The following is a 16901-nucleotide window of genomic DNA, read 5'->3' on the forward strand; positions in this document are numbered from 1 at the left end:
CAATCAGCCGGGAACCACGCATTCGAAAGCGTGCAGGTAGGAGTTGACCGGCACGACGTCGCCGATGAGCAGCCCGGCGTCCGAGATCCGGGCGACCAGGCTGTCCCTCGTGTGCTTCGCGCCGCCGACATTGAGGAGCAGCAGCAGGTCCATCGCGGTAGTGAACCGCATCGAGGGGGTGTCGTCGACGAGGTTCTCGATGACGACGACCCTGGCTCCCGGTCGGGCCGCGGCGACGACATTGCGCAGAGTCCTGCGCGTGCTGTCGTCGTCCCACTCCAGGATGTTCTTGATGATGTAGAGATCGGCCTCGACCGGGATGGCCTCGCGGCAGTCCCCGGCCACGATCCGGGTCCGGTCGACGAGCGGCCCCTCGTCCCGCAGCCGGGCATCGGCCCGCGCCACCACACCCGGCAGGTCCATCAGGGTGCCGTGGAGCGAGGGGTGCTTCTCCAGCAGGCTCGCCAGCACGTGCCCCTGGCCGCCGCCGATGTCGGCGACGGCGGACACCCCGGTGAGGTCGAGGAGTTCGGCCACGTCCAGCGCGGACTGCATGCTGGAGGTCGTCATGGCCTGGTTGAAGACCTGGGCCGACTCGTGGGCGTCCTGGTGGAGGTAGTCGAAGAAGCCCTTGCCGTGGACCTCCGCGAAGACGCTCCGGCCGGTACGCACCGCGTCGTCGAGGCGCGGCCAGACGTCCCAGGTCCAGGGCTCGGTGCACCACAGCGAGATGGAGCGCAGGCTGTTCGGGTCGTCCTCGCGCAGCAGGCGGGACATCTCGGTATGGGCGAAGTACCCGTCCGGGGTCTCGGTGAAGATCCCGTAGCAGGACAGGGCACGCAGCAGCCGGCGCAGGGGCACCGGCTCGGCCTTCACCAGCGCGGCGAGCTCCTGCGCGGTCGCGGGTGTCTCGCCCAGTGCGTCTGCGACGCCCAGCCGGGTCGCCGCGCGCACCGCGGCGGCGCGGGCCGCCCCGAACACGATCTCGCGCAGCTGCATGGCCGGCTGAGGGGAAGTGACGGGGTGCGGGACGGCCACGTGGATGTTGGTCGATGCGGAAGTGGGTGCGGGGGTGGGACTCACAGTGGTCATGCTGTATCGCTTCTCCTCGTGCGGGGTGCGCCGATCAGCACATCCCGGCCGGTGTGGACTTCGTGCAGACGTTGGCGGTGAACGTGTTGCCCTTGCCGGTGTCCCTGTTGGCCAGGTCGGCCGGCTTGTTGCCGAGCACGACATTGCCGCTGATGGTGTGGCCGGTGTTCTTCGTGCCCTCGAAGCTCTTGAACAGGACGACGCCGCCCGAGAACGGCGTGGCACCCACGTTGTTGCTGATCGTGTTCGAGCGCACCCGGGTGTCCGCGGCGCCGGTGAGTACGATGCCGGAACCCTGGATGGCGGGCAGCCGTTTGGTCTTGGCGCAGAACTTGTTGTTGTCGTTGATCTGATTGGCCTGGATCGTCATGGCTCCGGCCTGCGGCCTGCCCTCGTCGCCCACGACGAACACACCGTTGCAGTTGGCGGTGAAGATGTTGTCGTGGACCGAAAGGTTCCTGACGCGCCTGGCGGTGAAGCCGATCCGGTTGTCGGTGAGCGTGTTGTCCTGGAGTTCGGTGCCCCGGGTGTCGGTGGCGCCGCCCTCCTGGTCGACCGTGTTCGCGACGAAGATGCCGGCGTCGCCGTTGGCGCGGGCGGTGTTGCCCGTGAACACACCACGGGTCGAACGTTCCTGGGCGATGCCCCAGACGCCGTTGTGCTCGGCGATCACCCGCCGTACGGACAGCCGGTCCGTCCAGGAGGCCCAGACGCCGTTCTTCTTGAAGCCGGAGATGGTCAGCGACGTGACGCTCACGCCGTCGACGGTCCGGCCCGCCCGGCCCAGGACGCAGACTCCGCTGCCGGTCTTCGCACAGGCGTCGACGGAGTGCGGGTTCTTCTCCGCAGGCCGGATCACGGTCCGGTCGCCGTAGCCGCGCAGGGTGAGGTTCGGCTTGGTGATCAGGACGGTCTCCCGGTACGTGCCGGGCATGACGACGACGGTGTCACCCGCCCGAGCGGCGTCCACCGCCTTCTGGATCGATTGACCGGGCCGCACCACATGGGCGCTCGTGGTTGATGCGGAGGGCATTGCCGCGCCGAGTCCAGCGGCGGAGACGACCGCGATCGGGACAAGGTTCTTGATGTGTCGTTTCCTCATGAGCCGAAGCTAGGGGCGTTTTCCCCCCTTTGCCACATAAGGTGAGCGGTCGGGTACCCGGCGTTCCCGAATGGCTTAAGTCCGGGCGCGTCGCGTGGCGCAGGCGGGTGGACGCGCAACGGTGCACCCGGGGGACGCGGACCGGCGCTGTCGCGGCTCTTGCGCGGGTGACCGGTCCGGCCGCCGTTCGGGTGTTCCTCGGGGGTCCCGTCCGGCCGCCGTTCGGGTGTTCCTTCGTCCTCGCCCCGCGGTGCCCGGCCGCTCTCGTGCTCGCTCTCAGTCCTCGGGTGCGCGCCGGGGCGCAATGACCGAGCGGGCCCACCGGTAGTCGGCCTTGCCGCTCGGTGAACGCTGGATCTGCCCGGTGATCACCAGGCGGCGGGGGATCTTGTAGCCGGCCAGACGCGTCCTGCAGTGTGCCTGGATGTCGTCCAGCGAGGGCTCGGCCGCCCCCTCGCGCAGCTGCACCACCGCCGCGACGTGGTTTCCCCACCGCTCGTCCGGCACCCCGGCGACCAGCGCGTCGTACACATCCGGATGGGCCTTCAGTGCCTCCTCGACCTCCTCGGGATACACCTTCTCGCCCCCGGTGTTGATGCACTGCGAGCCCCGGCCCAGGACCGTGACGATGCCGTCCGCGTCGACGGTAGCCATGTCGCCGAGCAGCACCCAGCGCTGACCGTTCCTGCTGAAGAACGTCTCCGCGGTCTTTTGCGGGTCGTTGTAGTACCCGAGCGGTACGTGGCCGCGCTGGGCGATCCGCCCGGGCTCGCCCGGAGCCACCGGCTCGTACGTCACCGGATCGACCACCGCCGTACGGGAGTTGACCTGCAGCCGGAAGCCGTTTTCCGGACCCGAGTCGGCCGTCGCCGTACCGTTGAACCCGGACTCCGACGAACCGAAGTTGTTCAGCAGCATCACCGTCGGCACCAGTGCCTGGAACTCCGCGCGTACCGAGTCCGACATGATCGCACCCGAGCTGGAGACGGAGAACAGCGACGAACAGTCGGTGCCCTTCAGCGGCCCCTTCAGCGCGTCGATCAACGGCCGCAGCATCGCGTCGCCCACCAGGGACACGCTGGTGACCTTCTCCCTCTCGATCGTACGGAGCACCTCCTCGGGCACGAACTTGCGGTGGACGACGACCCGTTGGCCGAAGTTGAAACCGATGAACGCGGTGAGCGTCGAAGTGCCGTGCATCAGCGGGGGAGTGGGGAAGAAGGTGATCCCGTCACCGCCGGCGGCCACCCGCTCGGCCAGCTCCTGCGGGGTCTTCACCGGCTCACCCGTCGGCGCACCGCCGCCGAGCCCGGAGAAGAAGAGGTCCTCCTGGCGCCACATCACGCCCTTGGGCATTCCGGTGGTGCCACCGGTGTAGATGATGAACTGGTCGTCGGCCGAGCGCTGCGGGAAGCCGCGCTCCGGGCTCCCGGCCGCCTCGGCGTCCGTGAACGCCACGGCATCCGGACCGCGCACGCCCGTCACCGGCGCCCCCACCCGGACCAGATGACGGAGCGTCGGAGCTTTCGGCGCGGCGGCCGCGACCCGGACGTCGAACTCGGCGTCGAATACCAGCGCCACGAGATCCGCGTCCCGGTAGAGGTAGGCCAACTCCTCTTCCACGTAGCGGTAGTTGACGTTCACCGGAACGATGCGGGCCTTGAGGCAGGCCAGCACCGTCTGGAGATACTCGACCCCGTTGTAGAGATGCAGCCCGAGATGCTCGCCGGGAGCGATGCCCGCCTCGATCAGGTGGTGCGCGATGCGGTTGGCCGCGGCGTCCAGCTCCGCGTACGTCAGCCGACGCTCCGAACCGGTCCCGGAATGGTCGAGGTGGACGAGCGCCTCGCGTTCCGGGACCGCGTCGACGACCGACTCGAACAGGTCGGCAAGGTTGTACTCCACCATTCCTCCTGACCCCGGATGCTCACTGGCCCGGCGGTCATTAGAGCGCCGGGAGGCGCAAGTGGGAAGAGGGGTCGTCGAAGAAATCTGACTGACTGTCAGAAAACTATTGAACTGGACCCCCTCCTACTGCAACCTGTTCTAGGTCTTGAGACGGGAGGCAGGTAATGGGTGGTACCGAACACCTCACCGTGCGGCGCGAGGGCGCCACGCTGGTGCTCACCTTGAACAGGCCGGAGGCGAAGAACGCCCTCTCGCTGCCGATGCTGGTCGGGCTGTACGACGGCTGGCTGGCCGCGGACGAGGACGACGGGGTCCGCTCGATCGTCCTCACCGGCGCCGGCGGCTGCTTCTGCGCGGGCATGGACCTCAAAGCCCTGGCGGGCAAGGGGATGGAGGGCGAGCAGTACCGCGACCGGATGACTGCCGACCCCGATCTGCACTGGAAGGCGATGCTGCGCCACCACCGCCCCCGCAAACCGGTCATCGCCGCCGTAGAGGGCCATTGCGTCGCGGGCGGCACGGAGATCATCCAGGGCACCGACATCCGGATCGCCGGGGCGGGCGCCACCTTCGGGCTCTTCGAGGTCAGGCGTGGCCTCTTCCCCATCGGCGGGTCGACGGTACGGCTGCCGCGCCAGATCGCCCGGACCCACGCGCTCGAAATGCTCCTCACCGGACGCCCGTACAGCGCCGAGGAAGCCGCCGCCATCGGGCTGATCGGCCGGGTCGTCCCCGACGGCACCGCCCTGGAGCAGGCCCTCGAAGTCGCCGAGCGGATCAACGCGTGCGGACCGCTCGCCGTCGAAGCCGTCAAGGCCTCCGTGTACGAGACGGCCGAGCTGACCGAGACCGAGGGGCTCGCCGAAGAGCTGAAACGCGGCTGGCCGATCTTCGCCACCGACGACGCCAAGGAAGGCTCCCGCGCCTTCGCCGAGAAGCGCCCTCCCGTCTACCGGCGCGCCTGAGCCAAGGAGGCAACCGTGCCCGACATCCTCAGCGCACCGCTGGTGGTCGAATTCCCCTTCACCCGCTCCCTCGGACCGGTCCAGAGCGCCTTCCTCACCGGACTGCGCGAACGCACGGTCCTCGGCGTCCGGACCGGCGACGGCAAGATCCTCGTCCCGCCCGTCGAGTACGACCCCGTCACCGCACAGGAGCTCCGCGAGCTGACCGAGGTCGCCGCCACCGGCACCGTCACCACCTGGGCCTGGAACCCCGCCCCGCGCCGCGGCCAGCCCCTCGACACCCCCTTCGCCTGGGTCCTCGTCCGGCTCGACGGCGCCGACACCGCCCTGCTGCACACCTTGGACGCGCCCGGCCCGGAAGCCGTCCGCACCGGCATGCGGGTACGGATCCGCTGGGCCCCCGAGCGGACCGGCGCCATCACGGACATCGCCTGCTTCGAGCCGTACGACGACGGCGGGACCGGCCGATCCGTCCCGCACAGCGGCGAGTTCGACGATCCCGTCACCGGCATCGTCACCCCCGCCCGCCTCGACTACCGGTACACCCCCGGCCGTGCCCAGAGCGCCTACCTCGGCGCACTCTCCGAGCAACGCGTCGTCGGGGAGCGCTGCCCGTCCTGCACCAAGGTGTACGTGCCGCCCCGCGGTGCCTGCCCCACCTGCGGGGTCGCCACCGCCGAACAGGTCGAGGTCGGGCCTCGGGGCACCGTGACCACGTACTGCATCGTCAACATCAAGGCGAAGAACCTCGACATCGAAGTCCCCTACGTCTACGCGCACATCGCCCTCGACGGCGCCGACCTCGCACTGCACGCGCGGATCGGCGGAATCCCGTACGACCAGGTGCGCATGGGCCTGCGGGTCGAACCCGTCTGGGCCGAGGGCGGACGGCACCCCGATCACTACCAGCCGACCGGCGAACCGGACGCCGACTACGACGCGTACAAGGAGTTGCTGTAGATGCGAGACGTGGCGATCGTCGCCTTCGCGCAGACGGACCACCAAAGGCGCACCGACGAACTCTCCGAAGTCGAGATGCTGATGCCCGTCCTCCACCAGGTGCTCGACGCGACCGGTCTGCGGGCGCGCGACATCGGCTTCACCTGCTCCGGCTCCAGCGACTACCTCGCGGGCCGCGCCTTCTCCTTCACCATGGCGCTCGACGGCGTCGGCGCGTACCCGCCGATCTCCGAGTCCCATGTGGAGATGGACGGCGCCTGGGCGCTGCACGAGGCCTGGGTGAAGATCCGGACGGGCCAGGCCGACACCGCCCTCGTCTACTCGTACGGAAAGTCCTCGCCCGGTGCGGTGCGCGACGTTCTCACCCGCCAGCTCGACCCGTACTACGTCGGCCCGCTCTGGCCGGACTCCGTCGCCCTCGCCGCGCTCCAGGCGCAGGCGCTGATCGATGCGGGCGACACCGACGAGGCCGCCCTCGCCGCGATCGCCACCCGCAGCCGCGCCGCCGCCGTGGACAACCCGCACGCCCAGCTCGCCGGCCCGGTACCGGCCGGTGAGTACGTCGTACAACCGCTGCGCACGGGTGACTGCCCGCCGATCGGTGACGGCGCGGCTGCCGTGATCCTCGCCGCCGACGACACCGCACGGGCCCTGTGCGCCCGCCCCGCCTGGATCCGGGGGATCGACCACCGCATCGAGGCCCACAGCCTCGGCGTCCGCGAGCTGACCGAATCACCCTCCACCCGGCTCGCCGCGACCCGCGCCGGGGCCTTCGAACGGCCCGTGGACACGGCGGAGTTGCATGCCCCGTTCACCTCCCAGGAGGTGGTGCTGCGCAAGGAGCTCCGGCTCGACGACACCGTCACCGCCGTCAACCCGTCCGGCGGCGCGCTCGCCGCCAACCCCGTCATGGCCGCCGGACTGATCCGCCTCGGCGAGGCCGCGGCCCGCATCCACCGCGGCGAGTCCGACCGGGCGCTCGCCCACGCCACCTCCGGGCCCTGTCTGCAGCAGAACCTGGTGGCCGTACTCGAAGGGGAGAGCGCTCATGTCTGAGGAGCCCGTGGCCGTCGTCGGCATCGGCCAGACGAAACACGTCTCCGCCCGCCGGGACGTCTCCCTCGCCGGACTCGTCCGCGAAGCCGCTGTCCGCGCGCTGGCGGACGCCGGACTGACCTGGGCGGACATCGACGCCGTCGTCATCGGCAAGGCACCCGACTTCTTCGAGGGCCTGATGATGCCGGAGCTCTACCTCGCCGACGCCCTGGGCGCGGTCGGCAAGCCGATGCTCCGGGTGCACACCGCGGGCTCGGTCGGCGGCTCCACCGCACTCGTCGCCGCCAACCTGGTCTCCGCACGGGTGCACCGCACCGTCCTCACACTCGCCTTCGAGAAGCAGTCCGAATCCAACGCCATGTGGGGCCTCTCGCTGCCCATCCCGTTCCAGCAGCCGCTGCTGGCCGGGGCGGGCGGCTTCTTCGCCCCGCACGTCCGGGCGTACATGCGTCGCACCGGGGCGCCCGACACGATCGGCTCGCTCGTCGCGTACAAGGACCGTCGCAACGCGCTCAGAAATCCGTACGCGCACATCCAGGACCCGGACATCACCCTGGAGAAGGTCCAGTCCGCCCCGATGCTCTGGGATCCCATCCGCTACTCGGAGACCTGCCCGTCCTCCGACGGTGCCTGCGCGATGATCCTCACCGACCGTGCCGGAGCGGACCGTTCGCCGCATCCGCCCGCGTGGGTGCACGGCGGCGCCATGCGCAGCGAACCCACACTCTTCGCCGGCAAGGACTTCGTCTCGCCGCGGGCGGGCAAGGACTGCGCCGCCGATGTGTACCGGCAGGCGGGGATCAGCGACCCGCGACGGGAGATCGACGCCGTCGAGATGTACGTGCCGTTCTCCTGGTACGAGCCCATGTGGCTGGAGAACCTCGGCTTCGCCGAGGAGGGCGAGGGCTGGAAGCTCACCGAATCCGGCGTGACCGAACTCGACGGCGACCTGCCGGTGAATCCCTCGGGCGGGGTGCTCTCCACCAATCCCATCGGCGCCTCCGGCATGATCCGCTTCGCCGAGGCTGCGCTGCAGGTACGGGGACAGGCCGGCGAGCACCAGGTGGCGGGTGCGCGAAAGGCGCTCGGTCACGCCTACGGCGGCGGGGCGCAGTTCTTCTCCATGTGGCTGGTCGGAGCCGAGCCTCCCACCGGCTGACCGCAGGCGGTCCCGGCCCGGAGGGAGTCCGTCACGCGGCCTGTCCCGGGCCGCCCGGGGTGGCTACGATTCGGCCACGGGACGACAAGTGGGAGGAGCCGACGTGGCGGAGAGCACCACGACCCGACAGCCCTTCGCGGGCTGGGACGAGCCGGACCTGGATCTCAGCAACGCGGAGTGGCGGTCGGGCAGTCAGGGCGCGGGCGATGTCCAGATCGCCTTCGTCGAGGGATTCATAGCGATGCGCAACGCAGGCAAACCCGGCAGCCCGCCGCTGATCTTCGCCCCGGCGGAGTGGCGGGCCTTCGTGGTGAACGCCCGCGATGGCGAATTCGACCTCACCTGAGCGTCGCAGGAGCCGCACCTGAGCGTCGCGGGAGAAGTCGTACGGTCGCTGCGCGCCGCCGTCCGGTCGCTCTTCGCGTACGCCGTCCGCCCCGGTGAGCCGGCCCCGTGGACGCGGGCCGGCTGCCGCTTCGGCGGCACGGCGGAAGGGCACGCGCTCAAGGAACACTCCCGCCGATGGCAGTGCTTGCTGTCGTGCGGCAACCGCGCCCGGGGCGCCCGCCACCACGAGCGGCACCGCACCGAGTAGCGTGGTGATCATGATGGGCGAGCGCGACCTTCGAACCCTGCTGAGCGGTATGCGGCCGCAACTGAACCCCGGCCGCTATGTCTTCACGACCGTGCCGGGCGAAGCCGTGCCCACCCGGGTGAATCCGGTCGTCACGGTCACCGAACCCGAGGGCGTGACCCTGGTCCTGCCGGAGGCGGAGGCCGACGAGGCGGGACTGACGCACGAATACACCGCGGGCTGGATCACGCTCCGTGTCCACTCGTCCCTGGACGCGGTCGGACTCACCGCTGCCGTGTCCCTGGCGCTCGCCGATGTGGGGTTGAGCTGCAATGTGGTGGCCGGCTTCCACCACGACCATCTTTTCGTCCCGTACGAGCGGGCGGCCGAGGCCGTCGACGTGCTGGAAACCCTGGCAGCCGAATCGGCCTGAGGCGGCGCCGCGGCGCCGCCGGGACCGGGCCCGGCGGCCTGCCGGAGTCCGGTCGGCGGACCCGTGGGCGTCCCCGCCCGCGCGGCCCCGGCTCCGCAACGTGAGCCCGGACACGTAACATGTCTGCATGTCCTTCCTCCGCCGCCGTAGCGCCGCCACACCCGCGGGCCCCGACTTCGACGTCCTGGCCATGGACCCGGGCGACTGGCCCGGAAATCTCGGCGCCGGTCTGCTGCCCGCGCCCGACGGGAGCTGTCAGGGCGTCTTCCTGCGCTACGACCTGTTCGGCGGCCGCGGCCCCGCGATGATCATCGGCAACCTCCCGGAGGGCTCGCCCGCCCGCGAGACCGAGGAGGGACAGGTCCCGTTCGAGGTCGCCCAGCTGCTGCTCGCGCTGGAGAACGACGAGCCGGTCGAGGTCACCGGCACCGAGGACATGCCCGTGATGCAGGGTGACAACCTGTTGATCGTCCGCCGCGTCAAGCTCTCCGAGAGCCGGATCTCCTGCGTCCAGTTCGACCGCAGCGACGGCGTGCTCGTGACCATCGCCAGCTGGGACCGGCCGATCACCGACGATCTGTACACCCTGCTGAAGCCCCTGCCTGCCGAGCTGTTCCAGCAGGGCTGAATCGCCTCTTCGCCGGCCGCCCCTACGCATCGGGCGGCCGCGGGGCACCTGCCCGAACATCCGTCCAAGTGCTCGCGGCCTCTGTCCAAGAGGCCGCTTTGTCATGCGCCTTGTCGGTCAGTCGTCGGACCTTTACGGTCGGCCGCATGACATCCGGGATCACGCGACGCACCACAGTGAAGACAGCGATCGGCGCAACCGGCGCCCTGGCGCTGGGAATCCCCGCCCTTTCCGGTACGGCGTCCGCTGCCGGTACCTCCGATGAATCGACGGGTGTGGTGCGCTCGGCGAAACAGACTGAGCCGATACTCCGCTACCACACCCCGGCCGCTTCCTGGGAGCGTGAGTCGCTGCCCATCGGTGGCGGCGCCCTCGGCGCGAGCGTGTACGGAACGCTTGCCTCCGAGCGGCTCACCTTCAACGAGAAGACCCTGTGGACCGGCGGTCCCGGTTCGGCGCAGGGCTACGACTTCGGGAACTGGACCACCCCCAGACCCGACGCCCTGGCCGACGTCCAGCACCGCCTCGACAGCCAGGGCGCCCTCGGACCGGACGCCGTCGCCGCCGAACTCGGCCAGGCGCGTCGCGGCTACGGCGCCTACCAGGTCTTCGGTGACCTGTGGCTGGATCTGCCGAACGCCCCGGACGTCCCCGACGCCTCCTACCGGCGCACCCTCGATCTCCGCAACGCCCTCGCCGCCGTCACGTACACGCATCAAGAGGCCGTCCACACAAGGGAGTTCTTCGTCTCCCACCCGGGCAGAGTCATCGCGGGGCGCCTCATTGCCGACCGTCCGGGCCAGGTGTCGTTCACCCTGCGGTACACCTCGCCCCGCAGCGACTTCACGGCCACCGCCGCCCAGGACCGGATCACCGTGCGCGGCGCGCTGAAGGACAACGGCCTGCGCTTCGAGGCCCAGCTCCGCGTCCGGACCAGCGGCGGCACCGTCACCGCCGGTACGGACGGCACCCTCACCGTCACCGGCGCCCACAGCGCCTGGTTCGTCCTCGCAGCCGGCACCGACTATGCCGACAACTACCCCGCCTACCGCGGCGACGACCCGCACGCGGCGGTCACCGCCGCCGTGGACGCGGCCGCCCGGGCCTCGTACGAGAAGCTCCGTGACACCCACGTACGCGACCACCGCGCCCTCTTCGACCGGGTCGCCCTCGACATCGGCCAGCAGCCGCCCGACCTGCCCACCGATCAGCTGCTCGCCCGGTACACGGACGGTTCGAGCCCCGCCGACCGGTCCCTGGAAGCGCTGTTCTTCCAGTACGGCCGTTACCTGCTGATCGCCTCCTCGCGGGCCGGTTCGCTGCCCGCCAACCTCCAGGGCGTGTGGAACAACTCCACCACCCCGCCGTGGTCCGCCGACTACCACAGCAACATCAACCTGCAGATGAACTACTGGCTCGCCGAGGCCACGAACCTCGCCGAGACCACCGCACCGTACGACCGCTACATCGAAGCGATGCGCGCCCCCGGCCGCAGAACGGCGAAGGAGATGTTCGGGACCGCCGGCTGGGTCGTGCACAACGAGACCAACCCGTACGGCTTCACCGGCGTCCACGACTGGTCCACCGCCTTCTGGTTCCCGGAGGCCGCCGCCTGGCTCACCCAGCAGATGTACGAGCACTACCGGTTCAGCGGATCCACCGGCTATCTGCGTACCACCGCCTACCCCGCGATGAAGGAGGCCGCCGAATTCTGGCTGGCCAATCTGCGCACCGACCCGCGCGACGGACTGCTCGTCGTCACCCCCAGCTACTCTCCCGAGCACGGCGACTTCACCGCCGGTGCCGCCATGTCCCAGCAGATCGTCCATGACCTCCTGACCAACACCCTGGAGGCCGCCCGCACCCTCGGCGACGCACCCGCCTTCCGTGACCGGCTGGAAACGGCCCTCGACCGGCTCGACCCCGGACTCCGGATCGGCTCCTGGGGGCAGCTCCAGGAGTGGAAGACCGACCGTGACGACCCGACCGACGACCACCGCCACGTCTCGCACCTCTTCGGCCTCCACCCCGGCCGCCAGATCGAGCCCGGCAGCAAGTGGGCCGAAGCGGCCAAAGTCTCCCTCGGTGCCCGCGGTGACGGCGGCACCGGCTGGTCCAAGGCATGGAAGATCAATTTCTGGGCGCGGCTGCGCGACGGCGACCACGCCCACAAGATGCTCGCCGAACAGCTGAAGAACTCCACCCTGCCCAACCTCTGGGACACCCATCCGCCGTTCCAGATCGACGGCAACTTCGGCGCCACCTCGGGCATCGCCGAGATGCTGCTGCAGAGCCAGCACGACGCCGTCGAGATCCTCCCGGCCCTCCCGGCGAGCTGGCCGGACGGATCGGTACGCGGACTGCGAGCCCGGGGCGGCTTCACCGTCGACATCGAATGGGCCGCGGGGCAGGCCCGCCGTGCGGTGATCACGGCGAGCCGCAGCCGCGAAGTGACCGTCCGCAGCACGCTGTTCGCGAGCGGCGAGAAGGTCTTCAAGGCACGTGCGGGCGGGCGCTACACGCTGGTCGCCGAGGGCTGAGCGAACAGCGCGGTCACCCGCGCCGCCGAGACGCCGAGCCCCGTGGGACCGCTGAGGTGCCACGGGGTGCCGGTGCCCCGCCGCAGATCCTGCTCGCGGTAGCGCCGGCAGTCCCGGTGCCAGATCAGGATGCCCGCGATCCAGTGCTTGAGCTCCAGCACATACCCGGCCAGGATCTCCCGCGCCTCCGGGTCCAGGCCGAAGTCGTCGTACAGCACCGGCAGTTCCTGCTCGACGACGTGCAGGAACTGCCGCAGCCGCGATTTCATCAGATCGTGCACGATCGCCACCCCGGTCGGATAGTCCACCCCGAAGAAGTTCTGCACGACCAGGACACCGTTGTGCACCTCACCCTCGTACTCGATCTCCTTCTGGTACGAGAAAAGGTCATTGAGCAGGCACGCGTAATCCGACGCGGCGTTCTCCAGCGAGCGCAGCGGACCGCTGTGGTAGATCTCCTCCGGCACCTTCCTGCCGTGGCCCAGTCGGCACAGACTCATCGTGAGGTCGGAGCCGAACGTCTTGCGCCGCATCTCGACGTAGTCCACCGGGTCCGGAATGCGGTTCTGCACCTGGTTCGCCAGCTCCCACACCCAGCTCGCGGTCATCTCCTCGACCGCCGTCCGCAAGGCGCGGCGCCCGCTCGCGTCCATCGGCGCCGAGGTCTTCGCCCATAGATCCGCCAGCCCCCGCTCCAGCGCGTTGACCGGCTCGGGCGTCCCGGAGCCGTCCAGCGGCATGAACAGCGACAGCCGTTCATTGGCGAGCTTGGCCCCCGCCAGGTCACGGGCCCGCCCGTGCACCACCGGGAACCAGTCGTCGCCGTACGTCCCCCAGGTCAGCCACTGCGAGGACAGATCCAGCTCATCCGGTGTCGCGTCGGGGTGCAGTCCCGCCGCACACAGCGGCAGGTCGGTCGCGATCAGCCGCTCCTCGTCCCAGATGTGCGAACCCGGCACTCCCGGCTGCGCCTCCAGGATTCCCATGCGCCGGGCCCAGTCGACGATCCGCACCCGCGCCCCGTCCAGATGCGGGCTGAGCGTCGTACCGAAGGGCAGCTCGAAATCGGGTAGCAGGGACGGGCCGACATGCTGGTACGGCACATTGGTGTGGCTGCGCAGCCGGGCCGACTCCGAGCGGGGGGTCAGCCGGATCGAGGCCGCCGCCGTGCCGAAACCGAGAGCGGTCCCACCCGCCCCGCCGCCGTTCATGTAGCGGCTGGAACGCATGTGCCACTCATGTCCGCCCGACTGCCAGTCCTGCAACCCCTTGACGTAGGCCAGAACAGCCGCGGTGTCCGCCGGGTCGAGCTCCTTCTCGGCGCAGAGCGGGCCGAGTTCGGTGAGCGTCGTGTTCTCGAACTGCTGCAGCCGCGACGTCAGCAGATCGTTCACCGCGTCGGCGGCCTCCTGCGTGGAGCAGCCGAGAAAGTGCTCAAGGACCAGTACACCATTGCTGTTCTCACCCTCGTCCTCGACCTCCCGCTGGTACGAGAAGAGGTCGTTGCGCAGATGGACGCCATCGGAGAAGGCGTCCCGGAGCACGCGCAGCGCACGCTCCCCGGCCACCGACTCGGGGACCTCCGCGCCCGCCGCGTACTCCACGAGACCCGCCGACCACGGGGCACCGCCCACCTTGCGACGCATCTCGATGTACTCGACGGGGTTCGCGATGCGGCCCTCGTTGATGTTGGCGAGCTCCCACAGCGACTCGTTGAGCAGGTTCTTCGTCGCCTCGGCGAACCGGACCCGCCAGGCGTCGGACATGCCCGGCACCGTCCGCGCCCACAGATCGGCCAGCCCCGCCTCGACCGGATTCGCCGGCTCCGGCATCGGGGCCCCGCGGTCCATCGGCATGAACGCCGGCAACCGGTCCAGATACTGCTTGCCGCCCTCGCGGTCGGGGGTGCGCTTGAACAGCTCCAGGAAGTGGTCGTCGAAGAAGAAGACCCACACGTACCAGTCCGTGACCAGTGAGAGCGCCTCGGACGAGCAGTCGGGGTGGGTGTACGCGCACAGCAGCGCGTAGTCGTGGGAGTCGAGGTCCCGCTCCTCCCAGATACCCGAACCCTCCAGCATCCCTATGCTGCGCGCCCACTCCTTGGTGTGCGCTCGCGCCTCCTCGACATGGGGATTGAGCCGCGCCGGATACGGAACGTAGAAGTCCGGCAGGGTGAAGGGCTGAGCCATGTGCGTCCGGCCTTTCAGAGATCTCCGTGCGTGCCCGCACGGACCGGTGGTGTCCGCGCGAGCACTACCCTTCGGCCGTTCGGGGCACGCACATCCAGAATTAGTCACACAAAAAGTGCGCTCTTTCGTGGCGCGCCACCGCATGCGGCGGGCCGGCCGGCCGCTCGTAAAACCCGGGTAACGAGGCGCCGACAACGGCCGGTTGCTTCTTTCCGGCCGCAGGTCAGAGACCCTGCCAGTGGTCTGGTCCACTGACTCGACGCATGGCTCCCACTGAACCCTTGACGCGCCATCACCTCAGGTCAGAGAGTGTGCGCGCACGGCGGAACAGTGAGATCGGATCACGCACGGCTCCATCACGCACGGCTCGAAGAAGGGTTGTCATGACGTCCAAGCAGAGGACCGGACTCGCACTCGCGCTGACCACGGTCGGCGCACTGAGCATGGCACTGCTCAGTCCCGCGGCGCAGGCCGGTGCGGACGGGGTGCGGCCGGAATGCCCGCGCGGCCTCGAATGCGACTGGGTACCGGCGGCCTACCAGCAGACAGGTGACCCGGCCGACAAGGAGACGTACGGGAACTACGACACCTCGGACCGGCCGCACACCAACAAGATCAGATTCATTGTTCTGCACGACACCGAGGAAGACTTCGACACCACTCTGAAGATCTTCCAGAACCCGCTGAAACAGACCTCCGCCCACTACGTGGTGCGCTCGGGCGATGGCCATGTCACGCAGATGGTCAAGGGCAAGGACGTCGCCTGGCAGGCGGGCAACTGGTACGTCAACAGCCACTCCATCGGCATCGAGCAGGAGGGCGTCGCCGTCGACGGCGCCAAGTGGTACACCCCCGAGATGTACCGCTCGACCGCCAAGCTGGTGCGCTACCTCGCCGCCAAGTACGACATCCCGCTCGATCGTCAGCACATCATCGGCCACGACGGTGTGCCGCCCACCAGTGCCGCGGGCACCAAGAACATGCACTGGGACCCGGGCACGTACTGGGACTGGAACCACTTCATGACGCTGCTCGGCAAGCCCACCGTACCGAGCGCCCCGAAGAGCAGCGAACTCATCACCGTCAGCCCGGACTTCAAGCGGAACAAGCAGGCCTTCCGTGACTGCGAGAAGGGCGTCGACCTGCCGGTCCAGGGCTCCAGCGCCGTCCCGCTGCACACCGCACCGTCCGCCGAGGCGCCGCTCTTCTCCGACCCGGGCCTGCACACCGACGGCTCGCCCGGCACGAACTGCGCCGCCGACTGGGGCAGCAAGATCAGCGCCACCCAGCAGGCCGTGGTCGCGGACCACGCCCCGGGCTGGACGGCGATCTGGTGGTACGGCCAGAAGGCATGGTTCCAGACCCCGGCCGCGACCAGGACCACCACGCCCACCTCCGGTTACGTGGTCAAGCCGAAGGCCGGCCGTACGGAGGTACCCGTGTACGGGGTGGCGTACCCGGAGAAGTCCGAGTACCCCGCGGACTTCGCGGACCGGCGGGTGGGCTCGCCACTGCAGTACACGATCAAGGCCGGTCAGTCCTACCCCGGTGGCGGTGAGGCCCCCACGGGCTTCTTCTACGCCCCGACGATCGACGCCTCGTACCCGCTCGACCACGCGTACTTCCAGGGCAAGGAGAAGTACGTGACGGTGCAGATCGGCCACCGGGTCGCCTTCGTGAAGGCTTCCGACGTGGACATCGTGCGCGCGCACTGAGACCGCGGGTGCGCCTCGTGCCCCTCCGTGCGGCATCCGCGCACGGAGGGGTCGCCGAAGCACAAGCAGGCGGAGTACTACGACGCCCGGTCCGGCACCCGGATCGTCGCCCAGGAAGGCGCCGAGAACGGCAAACGGATCGGAGACGTCTCCAACGGCGACCGGATCGCCTTCGACCCGATGAGCGTCGAAGGTATCGGTACGGTCGGTTACCGGCTGTCCTCACCGTACGGGGTCGGCGCGATCGAACTGCGCGCGGACGCCCCCGACGGCCCGCTGCTCGCCACCACTCCGGTCCCGAACACGGGTGGCTGGGACAACTATCAGGCAACCCCGGCCGTACCCGTCCAGGAACTGAAGGGAACCCACAAGCTGTACCTCGTCTTCACGTCTCCGCAGAACAACTCGTTCGACGTGGACGCGGTCGACTTCAAGAGTCCCTGCCGCCGCTGCGTTCCACCCGCACGCGCACGCGGTGGGCATACATCACGGCGTTATCCACCAGGTTGGAGAACAGCCGGTGCATGGCCAGCGGGCGCAACATCAGCACCGCACCGGTGCCGCCCTCGAAGACCACGTC

13 protein-coding genes and 1 pseudogene are annotated in these 16901 nt (G+C 69.6%); 10 read left to right on the forward strand and 4 right to left on the reverse strand.

The features are described 5' to 3' along the window. Nucleotides 1–3 precede the first annotated feature (3 nt). From ACFU8Q_RS27115 to ACFU8Q_RS27125, 3 genes are all read right to left on the reverse strand, one after another. Entirely contained in the window at nt 4–1092 is a 1089-nt protein-coding gene (locus tag ACFU8Q_RS27115; RefSeq protein WP_384458355.1) for a methyltransferase, read from the reverse strand. A 34-nt stretch (nt 1093–1126) separates the two neighbouring features. Continuing rightward, nucleotides 1127–2194 (reverse strand): nitrous oxide reductase family maturation protein NosD, encoded by a 1068-nt coding sequence (locus ACFU8Q_RS27120; protein ID WP_384458357.1) that lies wholly within the window; start codon nt 2192–2194, stop codon nt 1127–1129. Nucleotides 2195–2470: 276 nt separating this feature from the next. Continuing rightward, entirely contained in the window at nt 2471–4099 is a 1629-nt protein-coding gene (locus ACFU8Q_RS27125) for an acyl-CoA synthetase (RefSeq protein ID WP_384458372.1), read from the reverse strand. A gap of 167 nt (nt 4100–4266) precedes the next feature. Here ACFU8Q_RS27125 and ACFU8Q_RS27130 point away from each other — a divergent pair, with 167 nt between their 5' ends. The 8 genes from ACFU8Q_RS27130 (at nt 4267) to ACFU8Q_RS27165 (ending at nt 12417) form a co-directional block, all read left to right on the forward strand. Next, nucleotides 4267–5067, forward strand: a complete 801-nt coding sequence (locus ACFU8Q_RS27130) for a crotonase/enoyl-CoA hydratase family protein (protein WP_384458359.1) — start codon at nt 4267–4269, stop codon at nt 5065–5067. Nucleotides 5068–5082: 15 nt separating this feature from the next. Next, on the forward strand, nt 5083–6027 hold the full coding sequence (locus tag ACFU8Q_RS27135) for a Zn-ribbon domain-containing OB-fold protein (protein WP_384458360.1): 945 nt from the start codon (nt 5083–5085) through the stop codon (nt 6025–6027). Continuing rightward, nucleotides 6028–7083 carry a thiolase domain-containing protein gene (locus ACFU8Q_RS27140; protein WP_384458362.1) on the forward strand — a complete coding sequence of 352 codons (1056 nt, stop codon included), beginning with the start codon at nt 6028–6030 and terminating at the stop codon, nt 7081–7083. It begins immediately after the preceding gene. Next, nucleotides 7076–8242 (forward strand): thiolase domain-containing protein, encoded by a 1167-nt coding sequence (locus ACFU8Q_RS27145; RefSeq protein WP_384458363.1) that lies wholly within the window; start codon nt 7076–7078, stop codon nt 8240–8242. Before ACFU8Q_RS27140 ends, ACFU8Q_RS27145 begins: the two co-directional genes overlap by 8 nt. 103 nt (nt 8243–8345) lie before the next feature. Further along, nucleotides 8346–8588 carry a DUF397 domain-containing protein gene (locus ACFU8Q_RS27150; RefSeq protein ID WP_384458365.1) on the forward strand — a complete coding sequence of 81 codons (243 nt, stop codon included), beginning with the start codon at nt 8346–8348 and terminating at the stop codon, nt 8586–8588. A gap of 259 nt (nt 8589–8847) precedes the next feature. After that, the gene (locus ACFU8Q_RS27155) at nt 8848–9249 is read left to right on the forward strand and encodes an ACT domain-containing protein (RefSeq protein WP_384458367.1); all 402 of its coding nucleotides are present in this window, start codon (nt 8848–8850) and stop codon (nt 9247–9249) included. Nucleotides 9250–9376: 127 nt separating this feature from the next. Then, entirely contained in the window at nt 9377–9877 is a 501-nt protein-coding gene (locus tag ACFU8Q_RS27160) for a hypothetical protein (protein WP_018550733.1), read from the forward strand. Nucleotides 9878–10182: 305 nt separating this feature from the next. Continuing rightward, a complete protein-coding gene (locus ACFU8Q_RS27165; protein ID WP_384458374.1) occupies nt 10183–12417 on the forward strand; it encodes a glycoside hydrolase N-terminal domain-containing protein in 2235 nt (744 codons plus the stop codon). Here ACFU8Q_RS27165 and ACFU8Q_RS27170 read toward each other — a convergent pair. Continuing rightward, nucleotides 12393–14606, reverse strand: a complete 2214-nt coding sequence (locus ACFU8Q_RS27170) for a germacradienol/geosmin synthase (RefSeq protein WP_384458369.1) — start codon at nt 14604–14606, stop codon at nt 12393–12395. The two genes, ACFU8Q_RS27165 and ACFU8Q_RS27170, sit on opposite strands and share 25 nt — an antisense overlap. 383 nt (nt 14607–14989) lie before the next feature. Here ACFU8Q_RS27170 and ACFU8Q_RS27175 point away from each other — a divergent pair, with 383 nt between their 5' ends. Both ACFU8Q_RS27175 and ACFU8Q_RS27180 read left to right on the forward strand, forming a co-directional pair. Further along, on the forward strand, nt 14990–16321 hold the full coding sequence (locus ACFU8Q_RS27175) for an N-acetylmuramoyl-L-alanine amidase (RefSeq protein ID WP_384458371.1): 1332 nt from the start codon (nt 14990–14992) through the stop codon (nt 16319–16321). Nucleotides 16322–16375: 54 nt separating this feature from the next. Next, nucleotides 16376–16759, forward strand: a pseudogene (locus ACFU8Q_RS27180) (carbohydrate-binding protein); the annotation flags it as partial. Nucleotides 16760–16901 lie beyond the last annotated feature (142 nt).

It is taken from the genome of Streptomyces sp. NPDC057543, from assembly GCF_042801895.1.
Classification (GTDB): Bacteria; Actinomycetota; Actinomycetes; order Streptomycetales; family Streptomycetaceae; genus Streptomyces.

Bases quoted from the DNA above. Each gene is read 5' to 3' on its own strand.
- ACFU8Q_RS27115 (WP_384458355.1), bottom strand. From the start codon at position 1,092: ATGACCACTGTGAGTCCCACCCCCGCACCCACTTCCGCATCGACCAAC.
- ACFU8Q_RS27120 (WP_384458357.1), bottom strand. From the start codon at position 2,194: ATGAGGAAACGACACATCAAGAACCTTGTCCCGATCGCGGTCGTCTCC.
- ACFU8Q_RS27130 (WP_384458359.1), top strand. From the start codon at position 4,267: ATGGGTGGTACCGAACACCTCACCGTGCGGCGCGAGGGCGCCACGCTG.
- ACFU8Q_RS27140 (WP_384458362.1), top strand. From the start codon at position 6,028: ATGCGAGACGTGGCGATCGTCGCCTTCGCGCAGACGGACCACCAAAGG.
- ACFU8Q_RS27145 (WP_384458363.1), top strand. From the start codon at position 7,076: ATGTCTGAGGAGCCCGTGGCCGTCGTCGGCATCGGCCAGACGAAACAC.
- ACFU8Q_RS27155 (WP_384458367.1), top strand. From the start codon at position 8,848: ATGATGGGCGAGCGCGACCTTCGAACCCTGCTGAGCGGTATGCGGCCG.
- ACFU8Q_RS27160 (WP_018550733.1), top strand. From the start codon at position 9,377: ATGTCCTTCCTCCGCCGCCGTAGCGCCGCCACACCCGCGGGCCCCGAC.
- ACFU8Q_RS27170 (WP_384458369.1), bottom strand. From the start codon at position 14,606: ATGGCTCAGCCCTTCACCCTGCCGGACTTCTACGTTCCGTATCCGGCG.
- ACFU8Q_RS27175 (WP_384458371.1), top strand. From the start codon at position 14,990: ATGACGTCCAAGCAGAGGACCGGACTCGCACTCGCGCTGACCACGGTC.